The organism is Streptomyces sp. NPDC053426 (assembly GCF_055585405.1).
In genome coordinates this window covers 157,168-178,054 of the sequence record NZ_JBVJKE010000009.1, presented here as the reverse complement: position 1 = coordinate 178,054, position 20,887 = coordinate 157,168, and the positions used below count along the sequence as shown (strand labels likewise).

Sequence of the window (20,887 nt, the reverse complement as noted above, 5' to 3'; positions counted from 1 at the left end):
ACGGAAACAGCCGCCCCGGTTGTCACCCTCTGCGCATAGAGTGCTCACTCACCGGGCTTTTTGAACACGTTCATAAGGCGTGGGGGGTCCGGCGGAGGGGGAGCGCCCGATGGGCAAGGGGGTCAAGGCCGCCGTCGTCGGCGGTGTGTTCGCGGTGATGCTGGGCGGGGCCGGGTACGGCGCCTACAACATCGTGTCGGCCGTGAGCGGCGGGGGCAGTGGTTCGAGCGCCGCGGGGTCGAAGGAGACCGGGCCGCCGGACGAGGGGGAGGTCGAGGAGACCAGCAGGAGTTTCTTCGCGGCCTGGGAGAAGGGGGAGGCCGCGCAGGCGGCGTCGTACACGAACAACGCGCAGGAGGCCGGCGCGCTGCTGACGGCGTACGGCGACGACGCGCACATAGGCGAGGTCGGCATCACGCCCGGCAGGGCCACCGGCGCCACCGTGCCCTTCACGGTGAAGGCGACCGTCACCTTCGACGGGAAGTCCGAGGAGCTGAGCTACGAGAGCAAGCTGACCGTCGTGCGCGGGAAGACCACCGGGCGGGCGCTGGTCGACTGGCAGCCGTCCGTCGTCCACCCGGATCTGAAGGAGGGCGACACCCTCGTCACCGAGAAGTCCACGCAGCCGCCCATCGAGGCGGTGGGCCGGGACGGCACGGTGCTGACGAAGGAGGAGTACCCCTCGCTCGGGCCGATCCTGGACACCCTGCGCCAGAAGTACGGCGAGAAGGTGGGCGGCACCTCCGGCGTCGAGCTGGTGATCAGGCACGCCGAGGGCACCACGGGCGAGGCCGCCGCCGACACCCCGCTGCTGACCCTCGCCGAGGGCGAGCCGGGCAGGTTGCGCACCACCCTCAGCGCCACGGCGCAGGCCGCGGCCGAGAAGGCGGTGCGGCAGTACCCCGAGTCGTCGGTGGTGGCGGTGAAGCCCAGCACCGGTGAGGTGCTGGCGGTGGCCAACCACCGCGGCGACGGGTACAACGCGGCCTTCCAGGGCCAGGTCGCCCCCGGCTCCACCATGAAGATCATCACCGCCGCCATGCTCATCGACAACGGCGTGACCTCGATGAACGGCCCGGCGCCCTGCCCGCCCAGCGCCATGTGGAAGGGCCAGACCTTCAAGAACCTCCCCGGCATGGAGCCGAACGAGGGCGCCACCCTCGCCAACAGCTTCCTGCGGTCCTGCAACACGGGCTTCATCAAGCTCATCGACGAGGAGCCGCTCAGCGAAGCCTCGCTCACCCAGGAGGCGCAGGAGCGGTTCGGGCTCGGCCGCAACGACTGGAAGACGGGCATCGCCTCCTTCGACGGCAGTGTTCCCGCCGTCAGCGGACCGGACCAGGCGGCGAACGCCATCGGCCAGGGCCAGGTGCAGATGAACCCGCTGAACATGGCCTCCGTGACGGCCACCGCCATCACCGGCACCTTCCGCCAGCCGTACCTGGTCCCCTCCGACCTGGACGGCCGGCAGTTCGCGCAGGCCAAGGGGCTCCCGGCGGGCACCGCGTCCCAGCTCAAGCAGATGATGTGGCTCACCGCCACCCAGGGCACCGCCCGGGAGGCCATGGCGGGGCTCGAAGGCGACATCGGCGCGAAGACCGGTTCCGCCGAGGTCGACGGCAAGACCACCTCCGACAGCTGGTTCACCGGCTTCCGCGAGGACGTCGCGGCGGCGGCCATGGTCCAGCAGGGCGGCCACGGCGGCGACGCGGCCGGGCCGATTGTCGCAGCCGTGCTACGAGCGGCCGGCTGACCGCGCCGGGCACGCGGCGGGACTCTAGTGTGGTGGCCGTCGTTGGCACACGTGAGCGCCACGAGGGCCACGGGGAGCCCGGCGGACAGCGGAGGAACGGGAAGCAGTGGGGAACAGAAGGAACGCCGCCGAGGGGCGGAAGACGCGGCCCGTCGTGCTCGGCGGGGTGATCGCCGTGGTGGTCGGCGGCGCCGGGTTCGGCGCCTACGCACTCCTCGGCGGCGGTGCCGCGGCCGAGGACGGCACGCGGACGTCGTCCGCCGCGCAGGCGGAGGACGTCAGGACCGGGCCCCTGTCCGCCGCCGAGGTCACCGGCACGGCCGAACGCTTCCTCACCGCCTGGCAGTCCGGGAAGGTGAAGGAGGCCGCCGCCGTCACCGACGACCCGAAGGCCGCGACCGCCCTGCTCACCGCCTACGCCGAGGACGCCCGGATCAAGGACGTCACCCTCACCGCCGGCACCCGCACCGGCGGCAAGGTCCCCTTCGCCGTCAAGGGCACGGTCTCGGCCGAGGACGTCAGCAAGCCGCTGGCGTACGACAGCGCGCTGACCGTCGTACGCCGGGCCGGGGACGGTCAGCCGCGGGTGGCCTGGCAGCCGGCCGTCGTGCACCCCGAGCTGAAGGAGGGCGACGCACTCGTCACCGGCGAGGCGGGCACCCCGCCCGTCAAGGCGCTGGACCGGGACGGCAACGAGCTGACCACCGCCGCGTACCCGTCCCTGGGGTCGGTGCTGGACGGGCTGCGCGAGAAGTACGGCGAGAAGGCGGGCGGCGAGGCCGGCGTCGAGCTGCGGATCGTGCGCGGCAAGGAGTCGAAGAAGGCCGAGCTGTCCGACAAGACGCTGCTGGAGCTGAGCGAGGGCACGCCCGGCACGGTGAAGACCACGCTGAGCCCGTCCCTGCAGGCCGCCGCCGAGGAGCAGGTGGCGAAGAAGGAGCAGGCGTCGGTGGTGGTGCTGCGGCCGTCGACCGGCGAGATCCTGGCGGTGGCGAACTCCTCGCACGGGTTCAACACCGCGTTCTCGGGTTCGCTGGCCCCGGGCTCCACGATGAAGGTGATCACCGCCTCGATGCTGATCGAGAAGGGCCTCGCCTCGATGGACGAGCAACACCCGTGCCCGAAGTACTTCACCTACGGCGGCTGGAAGTTCCAGAACGACGACAAGTTCGAGATCAAGGACGGCACGTTCAAGGCGAGCTTCGCCCGCTCCTGCAACACGGCCTTCATCAGCCAGGCGCCCGAGCTGGCGGACGACGACCTGACGAAGCAGGCCCAGCAGGTCTTCGGGCTGTCGATGAACAACTGGCAGGTCGGCGTGCCGACCTTCGACGGCTCGGTGCCGGTGCAGACGAAGGCCCCGATGGGGGCCTCCCTGATCGGCCAGGGCGGGGTGCGGATGAACCCGCTGAACATGGCGTCGGTGTCGGCGACGGTCCAGTCGGGCGTCTTCCGCCAGCCGTACCTGGTCTCCCCCGAGGTCGACGGGCGCAAGCTCGCGACGGCCTCGCGCACCATGTCGGCCGGCACGCTGGCGCAGCTTCGGGAGCTGATGTCGTACACCGCCTCCTACGGCACGGCGGCGGAGGCGATGGCCGGGGTGAGCGGGCAGAAGGGCGCGAAGACCGGGTCTGCCGAGGTCGACGGGCAGAAGCAGCCCAACGGCTGGTTCACCGCGTACCGCGGGGACCTGGCGGCCGCAGGTGTGGTGCAGAAGGGCGGTCACGGCGGCTCGACGGCCGGACCGATCGTGGCGGAGCTGCTGAAGAGCGCCGGCTGAGGGGTCGCCGAGAGGTCAGTGCGGGAGGGGTTCGGCGGCGGCCGCGTAGGTCCGCCGCAGGAACCGGGTCAGGGTCTTGGTCTCGAACTGCACCACCGACACGCCCTGCGCGGTGTGGAACTCGACCACGGCCTGGACCCGGCCGCACGGCCACACCCGTATCTCGCCCCGGCCCGCGGGGGCGCGCAGGCCCTGCTCCAGCAGTTCCCGCGCGACGGCCCATTCGCGGGGCGCGGCGCCCGGAAGCGCCACGTGGACGCGGCGGGGGTCCTGTTCGGAGTCGTAGCGCAGTACCACGGGTACCGCTCCGCGGTCCTCTTCCAGGACGTCGGTGACGATGTGGGCTCGCGCGTACTGCTCGACCACGGACATCGGGTGCCCCTTACGCTGCGTCGATCTGCATGAAAGGCGTGCAATCCGTATACCCACCCCCCGTTCAATCGTGCACCCGATCCGGAATTCGCGCGTCCGAGAGGCGCATATCACAGCCAGGGTGTGCGTGAGGTAAAACAAGCAGCTCGCTCTTGCGCAAGGTTTGCAACAGGCCACATCATCGAGTCCGTGCACGCACCTGACGGATTCATCAACGCCCCCGTGTCCGCCGCGGCCGGAGTCGTCGCCGCCGGCGCGATCGCCGTGAGCCTGCGCGGCGCCCGCCGTGAACTCGACGAGCGGACGGCTCCGCTGGCCGGACTGGTGGCGGCGTTCATCTTCGCCGTGCAGATGCTGAACTTCCCCGTCGCGGCGGGAACCAGCGGCCATCTGCTCGGCGGCGCCCTCGCCGCGATCCTCGTCGGCCCCTTCACCGGGGTCCTGTGTGTCTCCGTCGTCCTGCTGATGCAGGCCGTCCTCTTCGCCGACGGCGGGCTGACCGCGCTCGGCGTGAACATCACCACCATGGCGATCACCACGGCGATCGTCGCGTACGCGCTCTTCCGCGGCCTGGTGAAGGTGCTGCCGCGCACCCGCCGCTCGGTGACCGCCGCGTCCTTCGTCTCCGCCCTGGTCTCCGTCCCGGCCTCCGCCGCCGTCTTCACGCTGCTCTACGCGATCGGCGGCACCGCCGACGTCTCCCTCGGCAAGGTCGCCGGCGCCATGGTGGGCGTGCACGTCCTCATCGGCATCGGCGAGGCCGTGATCACCGCCCTGACCGTCGGCGCGGTCATCGCCGTCCGCCCGGACCTGGTGCACGGGGCGCGCGGCCTGACGCGGAAGCTCAAGCTGCGGGTGAACGGCGAACTGGTCGACGCACCGGACGCCTCGGGGACCGAGCCGGAGCCCGTCCCCGCCCGCTCCCCGCGGAAGGTCTGGATCACCGGTCTGGTCACCTCGCTGGTCCTCGCCGGGTTCGTCAGCTTCTACGCCTCCGCCGACCCGGACGGCCTGGAGAAGGTCGCCACCGACCACGGCATCGACGAGAAGGCCGAGGAGCACGCGATCGCCGACTCCCCGCTCGCCGACTACGGCGTCGAGGACGTCGACGACGCCCGCCTCTCCGGCGGTCTGGCCGGTGTGATCGGCGTGGGCGTGACCGTCGTCGCGGGCACCGGCGTGTTCTGGGCGGTCCGCAGGCGCCATACCGGCGAGGAGACCGAGGCCGCCTCCCCCACCGGTACGAGCGTCTGACGTGGGGGCCGGCCACGCGCACAGGCTCTACCGGCACGGGCACTCCCCCGTGCACGCCCTGCCGCCGCACACCAAGCTCACCGCGGTCTTCGCCTTCGTCCTGGTCGTGGTCTCCACCCCGCGCGAGGCGATGTGGGCGTTCGCGGCGTACGCCGGACTGCTCGCCCTCGTCGCGTACGCCGCCCGCGTACCGGCCGGCTTCCTGCTCAAGCGGCTGCTGATCGAGGTCCCGTTCGTGGCCTTCGCCGTCCTCCTGCCGTTCGTCGCGGAGGGCGAACGGACCGACGTCCTCGGGCTGTCGCTGAGCGTGAACGGACTGTGGGGCGCCTGGAACGTACTGGCCAAGGGCACCCTGGGCGTGGCCGCCTCGGTCCTCCTCGCCTCCACCACCGAGCTGCGCGAACTCCTGCTCGGCCTCCAGCGGCTGAGGCTCCCGCCGCTGCTGGTGCAGATCGCCTCCTTCATGGTCCGCTACGGCGACGTCATCACCGACGAGATGCGGCGCATGCGGATCGCCCGCGAGTCCCGCGGCTTCGAGGCGCGCGGGGTGAAGCACTGGGGCGTGCTCGCCAAGTCGGCGGGCGCGCTGTTCATCCGCTCCTACGAACGCGGCGAACGCGTGCACCTGGCCATGGTGAGCCGCGGTTACGCCGGTTCGATGCCGGTGATCGACGAGGCGACCGCGGACCGGGCGCAGTGGTCGTACGCTTCACTGCTCCCGGGCGCGGCTCTCGTCGTGTGCTTGCTGGGATGGACCCTTTGAATCCTCCCCCTTGCGTCATAAGGGGGATTCCTGGCTCACGCTGCACGGCTGCCCAGCGGGCAACCGAGACTGACACGATCGACACCAGCCGGGTTGAAACCAGCCCGGTTGACAGCAGTGACACAGAGGCGGTGCAAGCTTGGCTCTCGCATGCACCGGCCGTTGACAACGATACTCACCCGCAAGCTGGGAAGTGGGCGTTTCCTATGACACCGTCCCTGGAGGTCTCCGGCCTCGCCTTCGCCTACCCCGACGGCCACCAGGCCCTGTTCGGCGTCGACTTCTCCATCGCGCGCGGCGAGCGGGTCGCGCTGCTCGGCCCGAACGGCGCCGGCAAGACGACCCTCGTCCTCCACCTCAACGGCATCCTGACCGGCGGCACCGGCACGGTGACGGTGGCCGGCCTGGAGGTCGGCAAGAAGCACATGGCGGAGATCCGGCGCCGGGTCGGCATCGTCTTCCAGGACCCCGACGACCAGCTCTTCATGCCGACGGTGCGCGAGGACGTGGCGTTCGGTCCGGCGGCGGCCGGACTCAAGGGACCCGAGCTGGAGGAGCGGGTGGACCGGGCGCTGGGCCTGGTCGGCATGGCGGAGTTCAAGGACCGCCCGCCGCACCACCTCTCCTTCGGCCAGCGGCGCCGGGTGGCCGTGGCGACCGTGCTCGCGATGGAGCCGGAGATCCTGGTCCTGGACGAGCCGTCCTCCAACCTGGACCCCGCCTCCCGCCGCGAACTCGCCGACATCCTGCGCTCCCTGGACGTCACCGTCCTGATGGTCACGCACGACCTGCCCTACGCCCTCGAACTGTGCCCGCGCTCGCTGATCCTCAGCGACGGCGTGATCGCGGCCGACGGCACCACGGCCGACCTGCTCGCCGACGACGCGCTGATGCGCGCCCACCGGCTGGAGCTGCCGTACGGCTTCGATCCGCGCTCGGTGCCGGCAACGTCGGCGTAACGATCGTGCCCGGCCGCCCGCGCCCAGGAATCGCAGGCGGACCGGCGCTGTTGCACGCACTGTCACAGGCGAGTGGCACAGGCGAGTGGAAGGACCGAGGGACGTGGACGTGCACGGCACGGTGGCCGGGGGCTTCGAGCCGGTCCGGGAGGCGTTCGCGCGGAACTTCGAGGCGCTCGGGGACCGGGGCGCGGCCGTCGCCGTGTACCGGGACGGACGCAAGGTCGTCGACCTGTGGGCCGGGGTGAAGGACGTCGACGGCACCGAACCCTGGCAGCGGGACACCGCGCAGGTCGTGCGCTCGGCGACCAAGGGCGTCGCCGCCGCCGCACTCCTGCTGCTGCACCAGCGCGGCGAGCTGGACCTGGACGCGCCGGTCGGCCACTACTGGCCGGAGTTCAAGGCGCACGGCAAGGAACGGGTGCTGGTCCGGCACGTGCTGAACCACCGCGCGGGACTCCCCGTCCTGGACCGTCCGCTCACCCCGGAGGAGGCGGCCGACCCCGTGCGGGCCGCCGAGGCGGTCGCCGCGCAGGCCCCCGCGTGGGAGCCGGGCACCGACCACGGCTATCACGCGCTGACCTACGGCTGGCTGGTCGACGAGCTGGTACGCCGCGTGACCGGCCGGGGTTCCGGTGAGTGGATCGCGTCGGAGATCGCCGGCCCGCTGGGCCTGGACCTGTGGGTGGGGCTGCCGGACGCGCGGGCCCACCGCGTCGGCACGGTCGGCAGGATCGAGGGCCCCGAGCCGTCCGGGACGCTCCGCGCCCGCCCCAAGCGCTCGGTCACCGACGCCTACGCCGACCCGTCCTCCCTCACCCGCCGCGCCTTCGCCGCGATCACCCCCTTCCCGGACCAGAACGACCCGGTGTTCCGCGCGGCGGCCCTGCCCGCCGCCAACGGGATCGCGACGGCGGACGGACTGGCGCGCTTCTACGCGTCACTGACCGGCCCGGTCGACGGCGTACGCCTCCTCGAGGCGGCCACCGTGGAACTCGCCCGCGCCGAGGAGTCGGCCGGCCCCGACCGGGTGCTGGTCGTCAACACCCGCTTCGGGCTCGGCTACATGCTGCACGGCGGCGCCTCCCCCCTGCTGGCCCCGGGCTCCTTCGGCCACCCCGGCCGCGGCGGCTCCCTCGGCTTCGCCGACCCGGAGTCGGGCGTCGCCTTCGGCTACGTCACCAACGGCTTCCGCAGGACGGTGACGGCGGACCCCAGGGCCCAGGCACTGATACGGGCGGTGCGCCAGGCCCTGACGGACTGACGGACTGACGGACTAGACGTGGATCGGGTGCGAGATACGGCCCGACGCGTCGTCGATCTCGCCGTGCGCCTTGGTCAGCATCTGCATGGCGAGTTCGTTCAGCGCGCGTGCGCCGGCGATCTCCTCCCCGACCCGTGGCTGATTGGAGTCGGTGTGGTGCCGGTTCGCGTGGCCGTGGGCCCGCACCTCGGTCCCGTCGGGCAGCCGGACCAGCGCGGCGGCGCGCGTCTGCCGGTCGTCCTCCTCGAACTCCAGGTCCACGTGCCATCCCACTGCGGTGTGCATCATGAGGATCACCTCCGGAATTCCTCTCATTCCAGGGTGCCCCTCACACCGCGCCTACGCACCCGCCCGTACGGCGGCGCGTGCCGCGCTACCCCGCGCGGAGCATCAGCCCGATCCCGGCGACCAGCAGCCCGGCCGCGACGATCCGCGGGGCCCCGAACCGCTCCTTGAAGAACAACGCGCCGATGGCCGCGCCGACGATGATCGACGACTCCCTCAGGGCCGCGATCGGGGCGAGTTCGGCGCGGGTCTGGGCCCACAGGACGAGTGCGTACGCGGCGACGGACATCGCGGCGCCGAGCAGTCCGAGGCCCGCGTGCGGGCGGAGCCGGGCGGCCGTCTCCCGCCGCCAGCGCCAGAGGGCGTACGCCGGGATCATCGTGCCCTGGACCGCCATCAGCCAGGCGATGTAGCCGAGGGAGGAGCCGGAGGCCCGGACGCCGAGCCCGTCCACGACCGTGTACACCGCGATGGTCAGGCCGGTCGCCAGGGCCGCCCCGATCGCCGCCCAGTCGGGCCGGCGCCCGCGCAGCCCCCACAGGGCGACGCCGGTCAGGCCCGCGCAGGACAAGGCGATCCCGGCGGCGGCCCAGGCGTCGGGCACCTCGTGCGCGAAGACGGCGGCCAGCACCGTGACCACGAGGGGCGCGCTGCCCCGGGCGATCGGGTACGCCTGGCCGAAGTCGCCCAGCCGGAAGGACTTCATCAGCAGGGCGTAGTACGCCATGTGGATCGCGGCCGAGCCCAAGAGGTACGGCCACGCCCCGCCCGCCGGGAACGGCACGAACGGCACCATCGCCAGCCCGATCAGCAGCCCACCGCCGGAGATCAGCGTGAACCCGACCAGCTTGTCGGTGATCCGGTGCGCGATGGCGTTCCAGCCGGCGTGCGTGACCGCGGCGAGCAGCACGGCCGCGGTGACGACTGGGGTCACTCGGTGTGCTCGCGCACGTCCACCACGGTGGCGCCGGCGTGGGCCACGAGGTCGGCGGGCGCCATGGGGAAGACCGTGTGCGGGGTGCCCGCGGCGGCCCACACCACGTCGTGCGCGAGCAGCGACCGGTCGGCGAGCACCCTCGTCCTCGTACGGTGCCCGAAGGGCGGTACGCCCCCGATGGCGTACCCGGTCGTCTCCCGTACGACGTCGGCCTTGGCCCGCGTCACCTTCTCGGCGCCGAGTTCCTTGCGGACCAGCTCCACGTCGACCCGCGACGCCCCGTCCATCAGCACCAGCACCGGTACCCCGTCCGCCGCGAAGATCAGTGACTTGCAGATCTCACTGAGCTCGCACCCGAGCGCGGCGGCGGCCTCGGCGGCGGTACGGGTCGCGTCCGGGAACCGGCGGATCCGGGTGTGCAGGTCGATCAGCCCGAGCTCACGCAGAGCCTCGGCGAAACGGGGGTGGGCATGAGATTCCGAGGACGTCATGCCCGGCAGGCTAGCGGTCGGATAGGTGGCCCACGAACGAATTCCGACCACCTTTGTGTACACATGGAGCACTATGTACCGTTGGTGCATGACCCAGATGCCCATAGAGTCCATCCGTGACGTGCGCGCCCATCTGGCCGAGGTGGTCGAGCGGGCCGACCGCGATGACACGCCGACGGTCATCACCCGGCGCGGCAAGCAGGTGGCCGCGGTCGTGTCGATGGAGGTCCTTCGCAAGTACCAGGAATGGGAAGAGCGCGAGATCAACCGGATCATCGACGAACGCATGGCGAATCCGGCAGCCGGCATCCCCGTCGAGGACGTCATGAGGGAGACGCTGGAGCGCAGTGAGTAACACATACCGCACCGTGTTCCGGCCGGAGGCTCAGGCCGAGCTTCGCAAGATTCCCCGGGACATGGCGCTCCGGATCCTGGTCAAACTGACGGAACTGGAAACCGACCCTCTGGGCTTCAACACCACGGCACTCGTCTCCCAGCCGGACCGGCGCCGACTCCGCGTCGGCGATCACCGCGTCATCTACACGATCGACAACGGAGAGCTGACGGTCCGGGTCGTTCAGGTCGGACACCGTGGAGCGGTGTCCGACACCTGACACAGGGCCCGAAGTCCCCGATGACAGAAGCCGGTGAGGGCGCCCCGTCCCCACGGAGCCCTCACCGGCCGGTACTGCGTTCGTCCGGGGCGTCAGGCCCGGACGAGTTCCCTGTCCTCGTCCTTCCTGTCGTCCACCGTGCGCAGGCCCTCGCCCTCGACGTCCACGTTGGGCAGGATCCGGTCCAGCCACTTCGGCAGCCACCAGGCCCGCTTGCCGAGCAGGGCCAGGACCGCCGGGACGATCGCCATGCGGACGACGAACGCGTCGAAGAGGACGGCGACCGCGAGGCCGAAGCCGATCATCTTGACCATCGAGTCGCTGGAGCCGATGAAGCCGGCGAAGACCGCCATCATGATGACCGCCGCCGCGGTCACCACCCGCGCGCTGTACTTGAAGCCGGTCACCACGGCCTGGGAGGGCTTCTCGCCGTGGACGTAGGCCTCCCGCATCCGGGTCACGAGGAACACCTCGTAGTCCATGGCCAGTCCGAAGACCACGCCGACCATGAAGATCGGCATCATCGACATGATCGGGCCGGTCTCCTCGACGCCCATCAGGCCTGACAGCCAGCCCCACTGGAAGACCGCGACGACCGCGCCGAAGGCCGCGAGGACCGACAGGAGGAAGCCGAGGGCCGCCTTCAGCGGGACCAGGATCGAGCGGAAGACCACGATCAGCAGCAGGAAGGCCAGGCCGACCACCAGGACCAGGTACGGCACCAGCGCGTCGTTGAGCTTCTGCGAGACGTCGATGTTCATGGCCGTGGCGCCGGTGACGAGGACGTCGGCCTCGGTGTCGGCCTTGATGTCCGCGCCGGTGTCACGGATGTCGTGCACCAGGTCCTCGGTGGTCACCGAGGAGGGCTTGGCGTCGGGGACGACGGTGATCGTCGCCGTGTCGCCGGCCTTGTTCGGGGCCGCCGGGCTGACGTTCACGACGTTGTCGAGGCCCTTGATGTCGTCGCCGGCCTGCTTGAACACGGCCTGCGGGTCGTCGCTGTTCTTCGCGTCGACCACGACCACGAGCGGGCCGTTGAAGCCGGGGCCGAAGCCCTCGGAGAGCAGGTCGTAGGCGCGGCGCTGGGTGGTGGACGTCGGCTGGGAGCCGTCGTCGGGCAGGCCCAGCTCCAGCGAGGCGGCCGGGACGGCCGCGGCGCCCAGGCCGACCACGCCGAGCAGCAGCACGGCCAGCGGACGGCGTACGACGAAGCTGGCCCAGCGGGTGCCCATGTTCGGGCGCTGCGGCTTCTTCGCGGCGCGGCCCCCGCCGAGCAGCTTGCTCTTCTCGCCGGCGGGGCGGACCCGGCGGCCCGCGTAGCCGAGCAGGGCGGGGATCAGGGTGAGGGCGATCAGGACCGCGATGGCGACCGTGCCGGCGGCGGCGATGCCCATCTTCGTCAGCATCGGGATGTTGACGACGGACAGACCGACCAGGGCGATCACGACGGTGAGGCCGGCGAAGACCACGGCGGAGCCCGAGGTGCCGACGGCCCGGCCGGCCGCTTCCTCGCGCCCGCGGCCCTCGGCCAGTTCGGCCCGGTAGCGGGAGACGACGAACAGCGCGTAGTCGATACCGACCGCGAGGCCGATCATCGAGGCCAGGATGGAGGTGGTGGAGCCGAGGTCCAGGGTGCTGGCCAGGGCGGTGATGCTGGAGACGCCGATGCCCACGCCGATGATCGCGGTGAGCAGCGGCAGCCCGGCCGCGAGCAGCGAGCCGAAGGTGATGACGAGGACGACCGCGGCGACGCCGATGCCGATGATCTCGGCGGTGCCGGTGTGCGGGACGGCCTGGAGGGCGTCACCGCCGATCTCCACGGTCAGCCCGGAGTCGCGGGCGTCCTCGGCGGCGCCTTCCAGGGCGTCGCGGGAGGAGTCCTCCAGCTCCATGCCGGAGACCTTGTAGCTCACCGAGGCGTAGGCGATGGTGCCGTCCTGGCTGACGCCGCCGCCCTGGTACGGGTCGGTGACGCGGGCGACCTCGGAGCCGTCGGAGAGCTCGTCGACGGTCTTCTGGACGGTCGCCTTGTTGTCGGCGTCGGTCATCTTCTCGCCGGCGGGCGCCTTGAAGACGACGCGTGCGGTCGCTCCGTCGGCGCTGGAGCCGGGGAAGCGTTCTTCCAGCAGGTCGAAGGCCTTCTGGGCCTCGGTGCCGGGTATGGAGAAGGACGAGTTGCCGGCCGCCGGGGCGCCGGCCGCGCCGACGCCCGCGAGCGCCAGCAGAGCCACCCAGATGAGGGCTACGAGGTGCCGTCGCCTGAAGGCGAACCGGCCGAGTCGATAGAGGAAAGTGGCCACGAGGGCGTACTCCCGGTCAGGTCGTGGTTGCTTCGGGGCAGGTGTGATCAGCCCGACGACGTGAGCGGTGACGTCAGGTGGTGGCTGACTTGCGGTGGCTGACCCGGGGACGGTCAGTGAGTGGTCACGCCGAGGGCGGGGAGCACCACGGCGTCGATGTACGAGGTGAGGAATTCCCGCGTGGGCGGCAGGTCGTCGATCAGCGTCCGCGTGGCGAACGCGCCGACGAGCATGTGCACCATGTAGTCCAGCGCCGGGTTGTCGGGGCTGATCTCGCCCCGGTCGACCGCGCGCCGGATCATCTTCTGGAACTCCTCCATCTCCGGTTCGACCAGGAGTTCCTTGAACGCCTGGCGGAGATCGTGGTTCATGTGCACGGCCATGGCGAGCGCGCGCATCAGGGCGGCGTTCTGCTCCATGACGCAGTCGTCCTCACGGCCGACGATGGCGTGCAGGTCGCCCCGCAGGGTCCCGGTGTCGATGTCGGCGATGCCGCCCGGCTTCTGGCTGCGCATCGCTCTCACCACCAGCTCGGCCTTGCCGCCCCACTGGCGGTAGAGGGTGGCCTTGCTGGACCGGGTGCGGGCGGCCACGGCGTCCATGGTGACGGCGTCGTAGCCGACCTCACGGAGCAGGTCGAGCACGGCCCCGTACAGCTCGGCCTCGCGCTCGGGGGTGATCCGGCTGCGACGCGTCGTCGCGACTTCACTCATACCGCTCACCCTTCCGCTCCGGTTCACTCCGTTGTCCACCGCACCGAACGGTACGGTTTCGTACACCACGAGAGTACTCCGCCTTCCCGGCATCTTCTAGCGAAACGAAACGGTTTCGTTCGTGGTCTGCGTCACGGTTGTCGGTTACCCATAAGTTGCCGGGGCCCGGGCCCCGGCAAAGCATGGGAAGGGTGAGCTATCTGCGTCTGCCCCACCTCAAGGACGACCTGCTGTGCTTCGTGGCCGAGGACGACCTCTGGCTCGCCCCGCTCGACGGACCGGGCCGCGCCTGGCGGCTCACCGTCGACCGCACCAAGCTCGGCCACCCCCGCTTCTCCCCCGACGGCAGCCACATCGCGTACACGAGCTGGCGCAGCCTCGACCCCGAGGTGCACCTCGTCCCGGTGGACGGCGGGCCGGGCCGGCGCCTCACCTACTGGGGCAGCTCCGACACCCGGGTCTGCGGCTGGGCGCCCCCCGACGAGGACGGCCGGGCCGAGATCCTCGCCGTCGCCTCGCACGGTGAGCCCTTCTCCTACTTCACCTGGGCCTACAAGCTCACCTGCGACGGCAGCCCCGGCCGCAAGCTGCCCTGGGGCCCGGTCTCCGACATCCAGGTCGCCGACATCGCCGGGGAGCGCAAGTCGCTGCTGCTCACCGGCACCCCGCCGCACGAACCGGCCTCCTGGAAGCGCTACCGGGGCGGCGCCACGGGCAGGCTCTGGCTGCACGGGCACCGGCTCCTCGACGGCCTCGACGGCCATCTGCACTCCCCCATGTTCGTCGCCGGCCGGATCGCCTTCCTCTCCGACCACGAGGGCGTCGGCAACCTGTACTCGTGCGCCTACGACGGCTCCGACCTGCGCCGCCACACCGACCACGACGCCTTCTACGCCCGGCACGCCGCCAGCGACGGCACCCGGGTCGTCTACCAGTGCGCCGGCGACCTGTGGCTCGTGGACGACCTGTCCCCCGGCGCCGCCCCGCGCCGGCTCGACGTGACGCTGAGCGGGCCGCGCTCCGGGCGGCGCCCCTACCAGGTGCCCGCCGCCCGCCACCTCGACGGCATCTCGGTCGACGAGACCGGCCGCGCGAGCGCCGTCGTCGTACGCGGCAGCCTGTACTGGCTCACTCACCGCGACGGTCCCGCGCGCACCCTCACCGACACCCCGGGCGTACGGGTCCGGCTGCCGGAGATGCTCGGCGCGGGCGACCAGGTGGCGTACGTGACGGACGCCGAGGGCGAGGACGCCGTCGAGATCGCCTCCCTGCCCCGAGCGACCGGCCAGCGCGCCCCCCGGCGGCTGGCCGCCGGGAAGCTGGGCCGGGTGCTGGAGATGGTGGCCGACCCCGACGGGCAGCGGCTGGCCGTCGCCGCGCACGACGGACGGCTGCTGCTGGTCGACACCGACGAGGAGAGCCAGGGCGAGGTCACCGAGCTGATCCACTCCGGCAACGGGCCGGTGCGCGACCTCGCCTTCTCCCCCGACGGGGCCTGGCTGGCCTGGTCCCATCCGGTGATCGGGCGGTCGCTGCGGCAGATCAAACTCGCCCGGATCAAGGACCGGCTGGTGCTCGACGTCACCAACGGCCGCTTCGAGGACGAGAACCCGGTCTTCACCCTCGACGGCCGCTATCTCGCCTTCCTGTCCTGGCGCGGCTTCGACCCGGTGTACGACGTGCACACCGGCGACCTGTCGTTCCCGCTGGGCTGCCGCCCGTACCTGGTGCCGCTGTCGTCGGCGACCCCCTCCCCGTTCGCCCTGAACCCCGAGGGCCGCCCCGCCGCCGGCGGGCTGGACCCGGTCGAGCGCGAGGAGGCCGAGGAGGGCGGCGAGGCCGGCACGGTGACCGTCGAGGCGGAGGGCCTGGAGAGCAGGGTCACCCCCTTCCCGGTCTCCGCCTCCAAGTACTCGGGGCTGTACCCGGTCGCGGGCTGCGGTCTCGTCTGGCTGCGCTGGCCGATCTCCGGCGCGCTCGGCGAGACCTTCGCCAACCCCAGCGACGTCAGCGGCCGCCCGACCCTGGAACACTTCAACATCGGCAAGGCGAAGAGGTCCGAACTCGTCGCGGACCTGGACTTCTTCGCGGTCAGCGGCGACGGCACCCGGCTGGTCGTGGTCGACGAGGGCGAGCTGCGCGCGGTGCCCGCCACCGAGCCCGGCGACAGCGACTCCACGGTGTGGATCGACGCCCGCCGCATCCTGCACGAGGCCGACCCGGCCGCCGAGTGGCGCCAGGCGTACGCGGAGGCCGGGCGGCTGATCCGCGCCTACTTCTGGGAACCCGGCATGGGCGGCATCGACTGGGACGCGATCCTGGAGCAGTACCGCCCGCTCGTCGAACGGGTCGCCTCCCCCGACGACTTCGCGGACCTGCTGCGCGAGGTCCTCGGCGAACTCGGCACCTCCCACGCCTACGTCACCGCCGCCCGCCGCAACGAGGGCCCCCCGCACTACCAGCGCCGCCAGGGCCTGCTCGGCGCCAACCTCGTTCCCCGCGAGGAGGGCTGGACCGTCAAGCGGATCCTGCCCGGCGACTCCTCCGACTCCCGCGCCCGCTCCCCGCTGGCCGGCACCGGCATCCGCGAGGGCGCGGTCCTCACCCACGTCGACGGCCGCCCGGTGGACCCGGTCACCGGCCCCTACCCGCTGCTCGCGGGCGCGGGCGGTACGACCGTGGAACTCACCTTCCGCCCACCCGTCGCCCACCACCGCCCTTCCGCGGGAGGCCCTTCGGGCTCCTCCGATCCGGAGGGCGCGGGCCCGCCCCGCCGGGTCGCCGTCGTCCCCCTCATCGACGAGACGCCGCTGCGCTACCAGGACTGGGTCGCCAAACGCCGCGCGGTGGTGCGGGAGTTGAGCGGTGGCCGCTGCGGCTACCTGCACATCCCCGACATGGGCGGCTCCGGCTGGGCCCAGTTCAACCGCGACGTGCGCATGGAGATGTCCCGCCCCGCGCTGATCGTGGACGTGCGCGGCAACGCGGGCGGCCACATCAGCGAACTCGTCGTGGAGAAGCTGACCCGCACCATCATCGGCTGGGACCTCACCCGTGACGCCCAGCCCGTGTCGTACGCCTCCAACGCCCCGCGCGGACCGCTCGTGGCGCTCGCGGACGAGGCGACCAGCTCCGACGGCGACATGATCACCGCCGCGTTCAAACTGCTGGAGCTGGGCCCGGTGGTGGGCCAGCGCACCTGGGGCGGGGTGGTCGGCATGACCGGCCGGCACCGGCTCGGCGACGGCACGGTGATCACGGTGCCGATGAACGCGGCCTGGTTCGACGCGTACGGCTGGTCCGTGGAGAACAAGGGTGTCGAACCCGACCTGGAGGCGCTGCGCACCCCGTTGGACTGGGCCGAGGGCCGGTACGCGGTGCTCGACGACGCGGTGCGGCTCGCCTTGGAGCTGCTGGAGGCCAAACCCCCGGCGACACCCCCGACTTACCGCGACGTACCCGACCGCTCCCGGCCGAAGCTGCCGCCCCGGACGTGAGGAAGGGGTGCCCCCTTCGCCATGGGGCACCCCTTCCGCTTCAGCGCACGACGCGTTCAGACGTCCTCAAGCGTCTTCCGACGTCCCGTGACGTCTTCGCCGCTCGACGTCAGGCGTCGTAGTCCTGGTCGAAGCGCTCCTCGGACTCCCGGGGCTCCCGCTGACGCTGCGGCTCGTCCATGCCCTCGTCCCGTCGGCGGCCGCGGCCCTGCATCTGCTCCTTGCCCTGCTGGGCACGCTGCCTGGCCTGCTGCTGGAACTGCTCGGACTTCTCCTGGAACTGATCCTTCATACCCATGTGGGTTCACTCCCGTTGTGGGGTGGGGGGAACTTGCCCGATCAGATTCACACGCCCCGTCACCCTGCGCATGTCGATCAGTCACGGACCGTGTTCCGGTGCTGCTCATCGGCGTTGCCGCCCGCTCCGACCAACCCCGTGCGCACGCCCGCGAGCCGGTCGCCGAAGCGCCGCATCTCCCGCTGCCCCACCGTCCCGATGACCGCGGGCAGATACCCGCGCACGCCCTGCATCCCGCGCAGCCACCACTGCCCGTACACATGGCTCGCCCGCCGCTCGATGCCGGCCACCAGCCGGTCCACCGCGGGCCCCAGCGGGTACGTCTTGTTCGACGGCCACGGCAGCCGCTGCCGCAACTCCCGCATCACGTCGTCCTGATCGGCCCCGCGCACCATGTCGGTGTCGGTCCACGACAGATACCCGACGCCCACCTTCACGCCCCGGTACCCGACTTCGGCGCGCAGACTGTGCGCGTACGCCTCCACACCGGACTTGGACGCGCAGTACGCCGTCATCATCGGCGCCGGGGTGATCGCGGCGAGGGAGGCTATCTGGAGCAGATAGCCCCGGCTCTCGGCGAGCAGCGGCAGGAACGCCCGCGCGGTGACCGCCGATCCGATCAGGTTCACCTCTATCACCCGCCGCCAGGACTCCGGATCGGAGTCGGCGAACGGACCGCCCGTCGCCACACCGGCGTTGGCGACCACGATGTCGACCCGGCCGAACCGCTCCCGGACCTCCTCGGCGACCTTGGCCATCGCCTCGTGGTCGGTGACGTCCGCGTACCAGTGGTCGCTGTCGCTGTGCAGCCGCGCGGAGACGTCCTTGAGCGCGTCCGGCTCCAGCCCGACCAGCGCCACCTTCACCCCGCGCGCGGACAGCTTGCGGGCCAGCAGCTCCCCGACGCCGCGCGCCGCTCCGGTGACGACGGCGACCCTTCCTTCGAGACTCACCCTGTTCATGCGCTCTCCTCGACGGCGGGTACGGCGTTGATGTGGGCGGCGGCCAGGGCGCGGATCCTCCCGGTGACCAGGTCGGGCGCCTCGACGGGTGTCATGTGCCCGATGCCGGGCAGCTCGGTGACGCCGAGGCAGTTCGGCAGCGCGGCGGCGAGCGACCGGGCGTGCACCGGCGGGGTGAGCCGGTCCGCGCCACCGGCGACGATCTCGACCGGTACGCGCAACTCGGCGAGCCCGTGGTCGAGATCGAGCCCGTCGAGCACGCGTGACCAGGCGTGGCGCACCGCGCGCGGACAGGCGTGCACGATACGGGCGCACGCCTCGACCATGTCCGGGGCGGAGGCGGGGCCCATCGTCGCGTACTTGAGGATCCGGCGGGCGAGCGGCGTGACCGGCCCGAGCGGGGCCCGGAAGCCGAGGATGTGCCCGGTCAGCCGGCTCCGCAGCCCGCCCGCCCGTATCGGCACCACCGTCGACTCGGCGACCAGCCGCGAGCTGCCGGTGCTGCACAGCAGGACGGCGGCCACGTGCGCGCGGAACGCGGGCCTCGTGGCGGCGGCCATCACCGTCATCCCGCCCATGGAGTGCCCGGCGACCACGGCCTGCTCACCGGGCGCGAGGGTGGCGGTGAGCACGGCCTCGAGGTCGTCGGCGAGCGCGTCGGTGCTGCACGCCGGGCTCGCGGGGGTGCGTCCGTGGCCGCGCTGGTCGTAGGCGATGACCCGGTGGTCGGCGGCCAGTTCACGGATCTGCGCCGCCCAGAAGGCGGTCGAGCAGGTCCAGCCGTGGGCGAGGACGACCGCCGGCGCCTCCTCGGGGCCGTGCACCTCCACGTGCAGCCGGGCGCCGTCGGCGGAGCGGGCGGTCAGTTCACGGGCGGCGACGGGCGGGGCGTACGGCCCGGAGGTGACGTGGGTGAGGCGGCTCACGCGGTCACCTCGGCGTTCTCCTGGGCGACCTCGGCGTTCTCCTGGGCGACCTTGGTGTTGGGGTGCGCCCGCAGGACGGCGTACTCGGCGAGGTCGACCCGCCGGGTCTCACGCCGGAACTCACTCGTCGTACCGGGCCAGATGGTGGTGTTGCGCCCGCTCTCGTCGAGGTACCAACTGGTGCAGCCACCGGTGTTCCACACCGTGCGCTTCATCCGCTCCTGCACCCGGTGGTTCCAGGCGCGTACGGCGCTGGGGCGGGCGTCGAGGGCGACCCGGCCTCCGAGGACGTCCAACTGCCGCATGTAGTCGGCCAGGTAGTTCAGCTGGGACTCGATCATCAGGATCATGGAGGAGTTCCCGAGGCCGGTGTTGGGCCCGATGATCGTCATCCAGTTGGGGAACCCGGCGGCGGCCGCACCGCGCAGGGACTGCATCCCGCCCGCCCAGCTCTCGGCGAGGGTCTTCCCCTCCGCCCCGACGACCCGCTCCGCGATGGGCATGTCGGTGACGTGGAACCCGGTCCCGAACACGATCGCGTCGACCTCGGCCTCGCTCCCGTCGGCACCGACGACGGTCGACCCGCGCACCTCGCTCAGCCCACTGGCCACGACGTCGACATTGGGCCGCGCGAGCGCCGGATAGTAGGTGCTCGACAGCAGGATCCGCTTGCAGCCGATGCGGTAGTCGGGGGTCAGCCTGGCGCGCAGGGCCGGGTCCTTGATGGCGCGGCCCATGTTCCGCTTGGCGAGCTGCTCGACGAAGCCGAGCTCGCCGGGGTGCTTGGTGAACGCCTGGACCTGCAACTCCCTGATGCCCCAGAGCAGTCCGCGGCGCAGCTTGGTGGTGACGGGCAGCGCCCGGTGCAGGGCGCGCTCGGCGCCGCTGATGGGCCGGTCGACACGGGGCAGGACCCAGGCGGGGGTGCGCTGGAAGAGGGTGAGCCGTGAGACGAGCGGCTGGATGGAGGGCACGATCTGGATCGCGGACGCCCCGGTGCCGACCATGGCGACCCGCTTGCCGCGCAGGTCGTAGTCGTGGTCCCACTGGGCGGAGTGGAAGACCTTGCCGGGGAAGGAGTCGAGCCCGGGGATGTCGGGCAGCTTCGGCTCGGACAGCGGCCCGGTGGCGGAGACGACGACGTCCGCGCTGAGATTCCCGCTGCTCGTCTCGATCTCCCACCGCATCCGCTCGCCGTCCCACACCATCCGCTTCACCTCCGAGTCGAGGCGGATGTGGGGCCGCAGCCCGAAGACGTCGGTGACGTGCTCCAGGTAGGCGCGGATGTGCCGCTGCCCGGAGAAGGAGCGGGGCCAGTCGGGATTGGGCGCGAAGGAGAACGAGTACAGGTGCGACGGCACGTCACAGGCGCAGCCGGGGTAGCTGTTGTCGCGCCAGGTGCCGCCGACGCTGCCCGCCCGTTCCAGGACGACGAAGTCGGTGATCCCCTCGCGCCGCAGCCGCACGGCGGCCCCGAGCCCGCCGAATCCCGACCCGATCACCGCCACCCGTACGTGTTCGTGCCCTTGTCCGTGCTCGTGCTCGGCCATCCCGAAGCCTCCACGCATCGCTCAGAACCCTGCCAGTGAACACTGGCGCAATGGGGAGCGTAGAGCAGCTCCGTACTGATGGGTAGGGGGCACGCGAGGAAAGTTACCGCTGGTACGCCCTAGGCTTCAGGCGTGGCAGAAGAGAGCGAAGGACCCGGTGAGCGGCGCG

19 protein-coding genes are annotated in these 20,887 nt (G+C 71.8%); 9 read left to right on the top strand and 10 right to left on the bottom strand.

Annotated features, from left to right (window positions below; genetic code table 11):
- The first annotated feature begins 109 nt into the window (after positions 1-109).
- Positions 110-1,753 carry a penicillin-binding transpeptidase domain-containing protein gene (locus ACZ62B_RS20100; RefSeq protein ID WP_469691478.1) on the top strand — a complete coding sequence of 548 codons (1,644 nt, stop codon included), beginning with the start codon at positions 110-112 and terminating at the stop codon, positions 1,751-1,753.
- Between the two features lie 106 nt (positions 1,754-1,859).
- Positions 1,860-3,533, top strand: coding sequence for a penicillin-binding transpeptidase domain-containing protein (locus ACZ62B_RS20095; protein ID WP_344555093.1), 1,674 nt, complete (start codon positions 1,860-1,862; stop codon positions 3,531-3,533).
- A gap of 15 nt (positions 3,534-3,548) precedes the next feature.
- Here the strand turns inward: ACZ62B_RS20095 and ACZ62B_RS20090 are convergent, their stop codons facing one another.
- Entirely contained in the window at positions 3,549-3,905 is a 357-nt protein-coding gene (locus ACZ62B_RS20090) for an SsgA family sporulation/cell division regulator (RefSeq protein WP_344555094.1), read from the bottom strand.
- A gap of 189 nt (positions 3,906-4,094) precedes the next feature.
- On the opposite strand from ACZ62B_RS20090, the gene ACZ62B_RS20085 reads away from it, so the two are divergent.
- From ACZ62B_RS20085 to ACZ62B_RS20070, 4 genes are all read left to right on the top strand, one after another.
- Positions 4,095-5,159, top strand: a complete 1,065-nt coding sequence (locus ACZ62B_RS20085) for an energy-coupling factor ABC transporter permease (RefSeq protein WP_469691472.1) — start codon at positions 4,095-4,097, stop codon at positions 5,157-5,159.
- Between the two features lies 1 nt (position 5,160).
- Positions 5,161-5,922, top strand: a complete 762-nt coding sequence (gene cbiQ, locus ACZ62B_RS20080; RefSeq protein ID WP_344555097.1) for a cobalt ECF transporter T component CbiQ — start codon at positions 5,161-5,163, stop codon at positions 5,920-5,922.
- 206 nt (positions 5,923-6,128) lie between these two features.
- Complete coding sequence (locus ACZ62B_RS20075) at positions 6,129-6,881, top strand: energy-coupling factor ABC transporter ATP-binding protein (protein WP_344555098.1); 753 nt, start codon at positions 6,129-6,131, stop codon at positions 6,879-6,881.
- A 103-nt stretch (positions 6,882-6,984) separates the two neighbouring features.
- Positions 6,985-8,145, top strand: a complete 1,161-nt coding sequence (locus ACZ62B_RS20070; RefSeq protein ID WP_344555100.1) for a serine hydrolase domain-containing protein — start codon at positions 6,985-6,987, stop codon at positions 8,143-8,145.
- 12 nt (positions 8,146-8,157) lie between these two features.
- On the opposite strand, the gene ACZ62B_RS20065 is transcribed toward ACZ62B_RS20070, so the two are convergent.
- The 3 genes from ACZ62B_RS20065 to ACZ62B_RS20055 all read right to left on the bottom strand — a co-directional run bounded on the left by ACZ62B_RS20065 (position 8,158) and on the right by ACZ62B_RS20055 (position 9,858).
- The gene (locus ACZ62B_RS20065; RefSeq protein ID WP_073936166.1) at positions 8,158-8,433 is read right to left on the bottom strand and encodes a DUF1876 domain-containing protein; all 276 of its coding nucleotides are present in this window, start codon (positions 8,431-8,433) and stop codon (positions 8,158-8,160) included.
- An 85-nt stretch (positions 8,434-8,518) separates the two neighbouring features.
- On the bottom strand, positions 8,519-9,364 hold the full coding sequence (locus ACZ62B_RS20060) for an EamA family transporter (RefSeq protein ID WP_469691461.1): 846 nt from the start codon (positions 9,362-9,364) through the stop codon (positions 8,519-8,521).
- Positions 9,361-9,858 (bottom strand): YbaK/EbsC family protein, encoded by a 498-nt coding sequence (locus ACZ62B_RS20055; RefSeq protein ID WP_344555102.1) that lies wholly within the window; start codon positions 9,856-9,858, stop codon positions 9,361-9,363. The genes ACZ62B_RS20060 and ACZ62B_RS20055 overlap by 4 nt, the downstream gene beginning before the upstream one ends.
- Before the next feature lie 88 nt (positions 9,859-9,946).
- Here ACZ62B_RS20055 and ACZ62B_RS20050 point away from each other — a divergent pair, with 88 nt between their 5' ends.
- Both ACZ62B_RS20050 and ACZ62B_RS20045 read left to right on the top strand, forming a co-directional pair.
- Positions 9,947-10,213, top strand: a complete 267-nt coding sequence (locus ACZ62B_RS20050; protein WP_344555104.1) for a type II toxin-antitoxin system Phd/YefM family antitoxin — start codon at positions 9,947-9,949, stop codon at positions 10,211-10,213.
- Positions 10,206-10,472, top strand: a complete 267-nt coding sequence (locus ACZ62B_RS20045) for a type II toxin-antitoxin system RelE family toxin (protein WP_344555105.1) — start codon at positions 10,206-10,208, stop codon at positions 10,470-10,472. The genes ACZ62B_RS20050 and ACZ62B_RS20045 overlap by 8 nt, the downstream gene beginning before the upstream one ends.
- 92 nt (positions 10,473-10,564) lie before the next feature.
- Here the strand turns inward: ACZ62B_RS20045 and ACZ62B_RS20040 are convergent, their stop codons facing one another.
- Both ACZ62B_RS20040 and ACZ62B_RS20035 read right to left on the bottom strand, forming a co-directional pair.
- Positions 10,565-12,772, bottom strand: coding sequence for an MMPL family transporter (locus ACZ62B_RS20040; RefSeq protein WP_344555106.1), 2,208 nt, complete (start codon positions 12,770-12,772; stop codon positions 10,565-10,567).
- Between the two features lie 113 nt (positions 12,773-12,885).
- Entirely contained in the window at positions 12,886-13,485 is a 600-nt protein-coding gene (locus ACZ62B_RS20035; RefSeq protein WP_344555108.1) for a TetR/AcrR family transcriptional regulator, read from the bottom strand.
- Positions 13,486-13,676: 191 nt separating this feature from the next.
- Here ACZ62B_RS20035 and ACZ62B_RS20030 point away from each other — a divergent pair, with 191 nt between their 5' ends.
- Positions 13,677-16,982, top strand: coding sequence for a S41 family peptidase (locus tag ACZ62B_RS20030; RefSeq protein ID WP_468887578.1), 3,306 nt, complete (start codon positions 13,677-13,679; stop codon positions 16,980-16,982).
- A gap of 109 nt (positions 16,983-17,091) precedes the next feature.
- Here the strand turns inward: ACZ62B_RS20030 and ACZ62B_RS20025 are convergent, their stop codons facing one another.
- From ACZ62B_RS20025 to ACZ62B_RS20010, 4 genes are all read right to left on the bottom strand, one after another.
- Positions 17,092-17,280, bottom strand: coding sequence for a hypothetical protein (locus ACZ62B_RS20025; protein WP_344555110.1), 189 nt, complete (start codon positions 17,278-17,280; stop codon positions 17,092-17,094).
- A gap of 77 nt (positions 17,281-17,357) precedes the next feature.
- Positions 17,358-18,242: an SDR family oxidoreductase gene (locus tag ACZ62B_RS20020; RefSeq protein WP_344555111.1), complete on the bottom strand. Its 885-nt coding sequence runs from the start codon at positions 18,240-18,242 to the stop codon at positions 17,358-17,360.
- Positions 18,239-19,168: an alpha/beta fold hydrolase gene (locus ACZ62B_RS20015; RefSeq protein ID WP_344555112.1), complete on the bottom strand. Its 930-nt coding sequence runs from the start codon at positions 19,166-19,168 to the stop codon at positions 18,239-18,241. The genes ACZ62B_RS20020 and ACZ62B_RS20015 overlap by 4 nt, the downstream gene beginning before the upstream one ends.
- Entirely contained in the window at positions 19,165-20,718 is a 1,554-nt protein-coding gene (locus ACZ62B_RS20010; protein ID WP_468719183.1) for a flavin-containing monooxygenase, read from the bottom strand. Before ACZ62B_RS20010 ends, ACZ62B_RS20015 begins: the two co-directional genes overlap by 4 nt.
- Positions 20,719-20,887 lie beyond the last annotated feature (169 nt).

Bases quoted from the DNA above. Each gene is read 5' to 3' on its own strand.
- ACZ62B_RS20025 (WP_344555110.1), bottom strand. From the start codon at position 17,280: ATGGGTATGAAGGATCAGTTCCAGGAGAAGTCCGAGCAGTTCCAGCAG.
- ACZ62B_RS20010 (WP_468719183.1), bottom strand. From the start codon at position 20,718: ATGGCCGAGCACGAGCACGGACAAGGGCACGAACACGTACGGGTGGCG.
- ACZ62B_RS20090 (WP_344555094.1), bottom strand. From the start codon at position 3,905: ATGTCCGTGGTCGAGCAGTACGCGCGAGCCCACATCGTCACCGACGTC.
- ACZ62B_RS20050 (WP_344555104.1), top strand. From the start codon at position 9,947: ATGACCCAGATGCCCATAGAGTCCATCCGTGACGTGCGCGCCCATCTG.
- ACZ62B_RS20065 (WP_073936166.1), bottom strand. From the start codon at position 8,433: ATGATGCACACCGCAGTGGGATGGCACGTGGACCTGGAGTTCGAGGAG.
- ACZ62B_RS20020 (WP_344555111.1), bottom strand. From the start codon at position 18,242: ATGAACAGGGTGAGTCTCGAAGGAAGGGTCGCCGTCGTCACCGGAGCG.
- ACZ62B_RS20075 (WP_344555098.1), top strand. From the start codon at position 6,129: ATGACACCGTCCCTGGAGGTCTCCGGCCTCGCCTTCGCCTACCCCGAC.
- ACZ62B_RS20035 (WP_344555108.1), bottom strand. From the start codon at position 13,485: ATGAGTGAAGTCGCGACGACGCGTCGCAGCCGGATCACCCCCGAGCGC.
- ACZ62B_RS20055 (WP_344555102.1), bottom strand. From the start codon at position 9,858: ATGACGTCCTCGGAATCTCATGCCCACCCCCGTTTCGCCGAGGCTCTG.
- ACZ62B_RS20100 (WP_469691478.1), top strand. From the start codon at position 110: ATGGGCAAGGGGGTCAAGGCCGCCGTCGTCGGCGGTGTGTTCGCGGTG.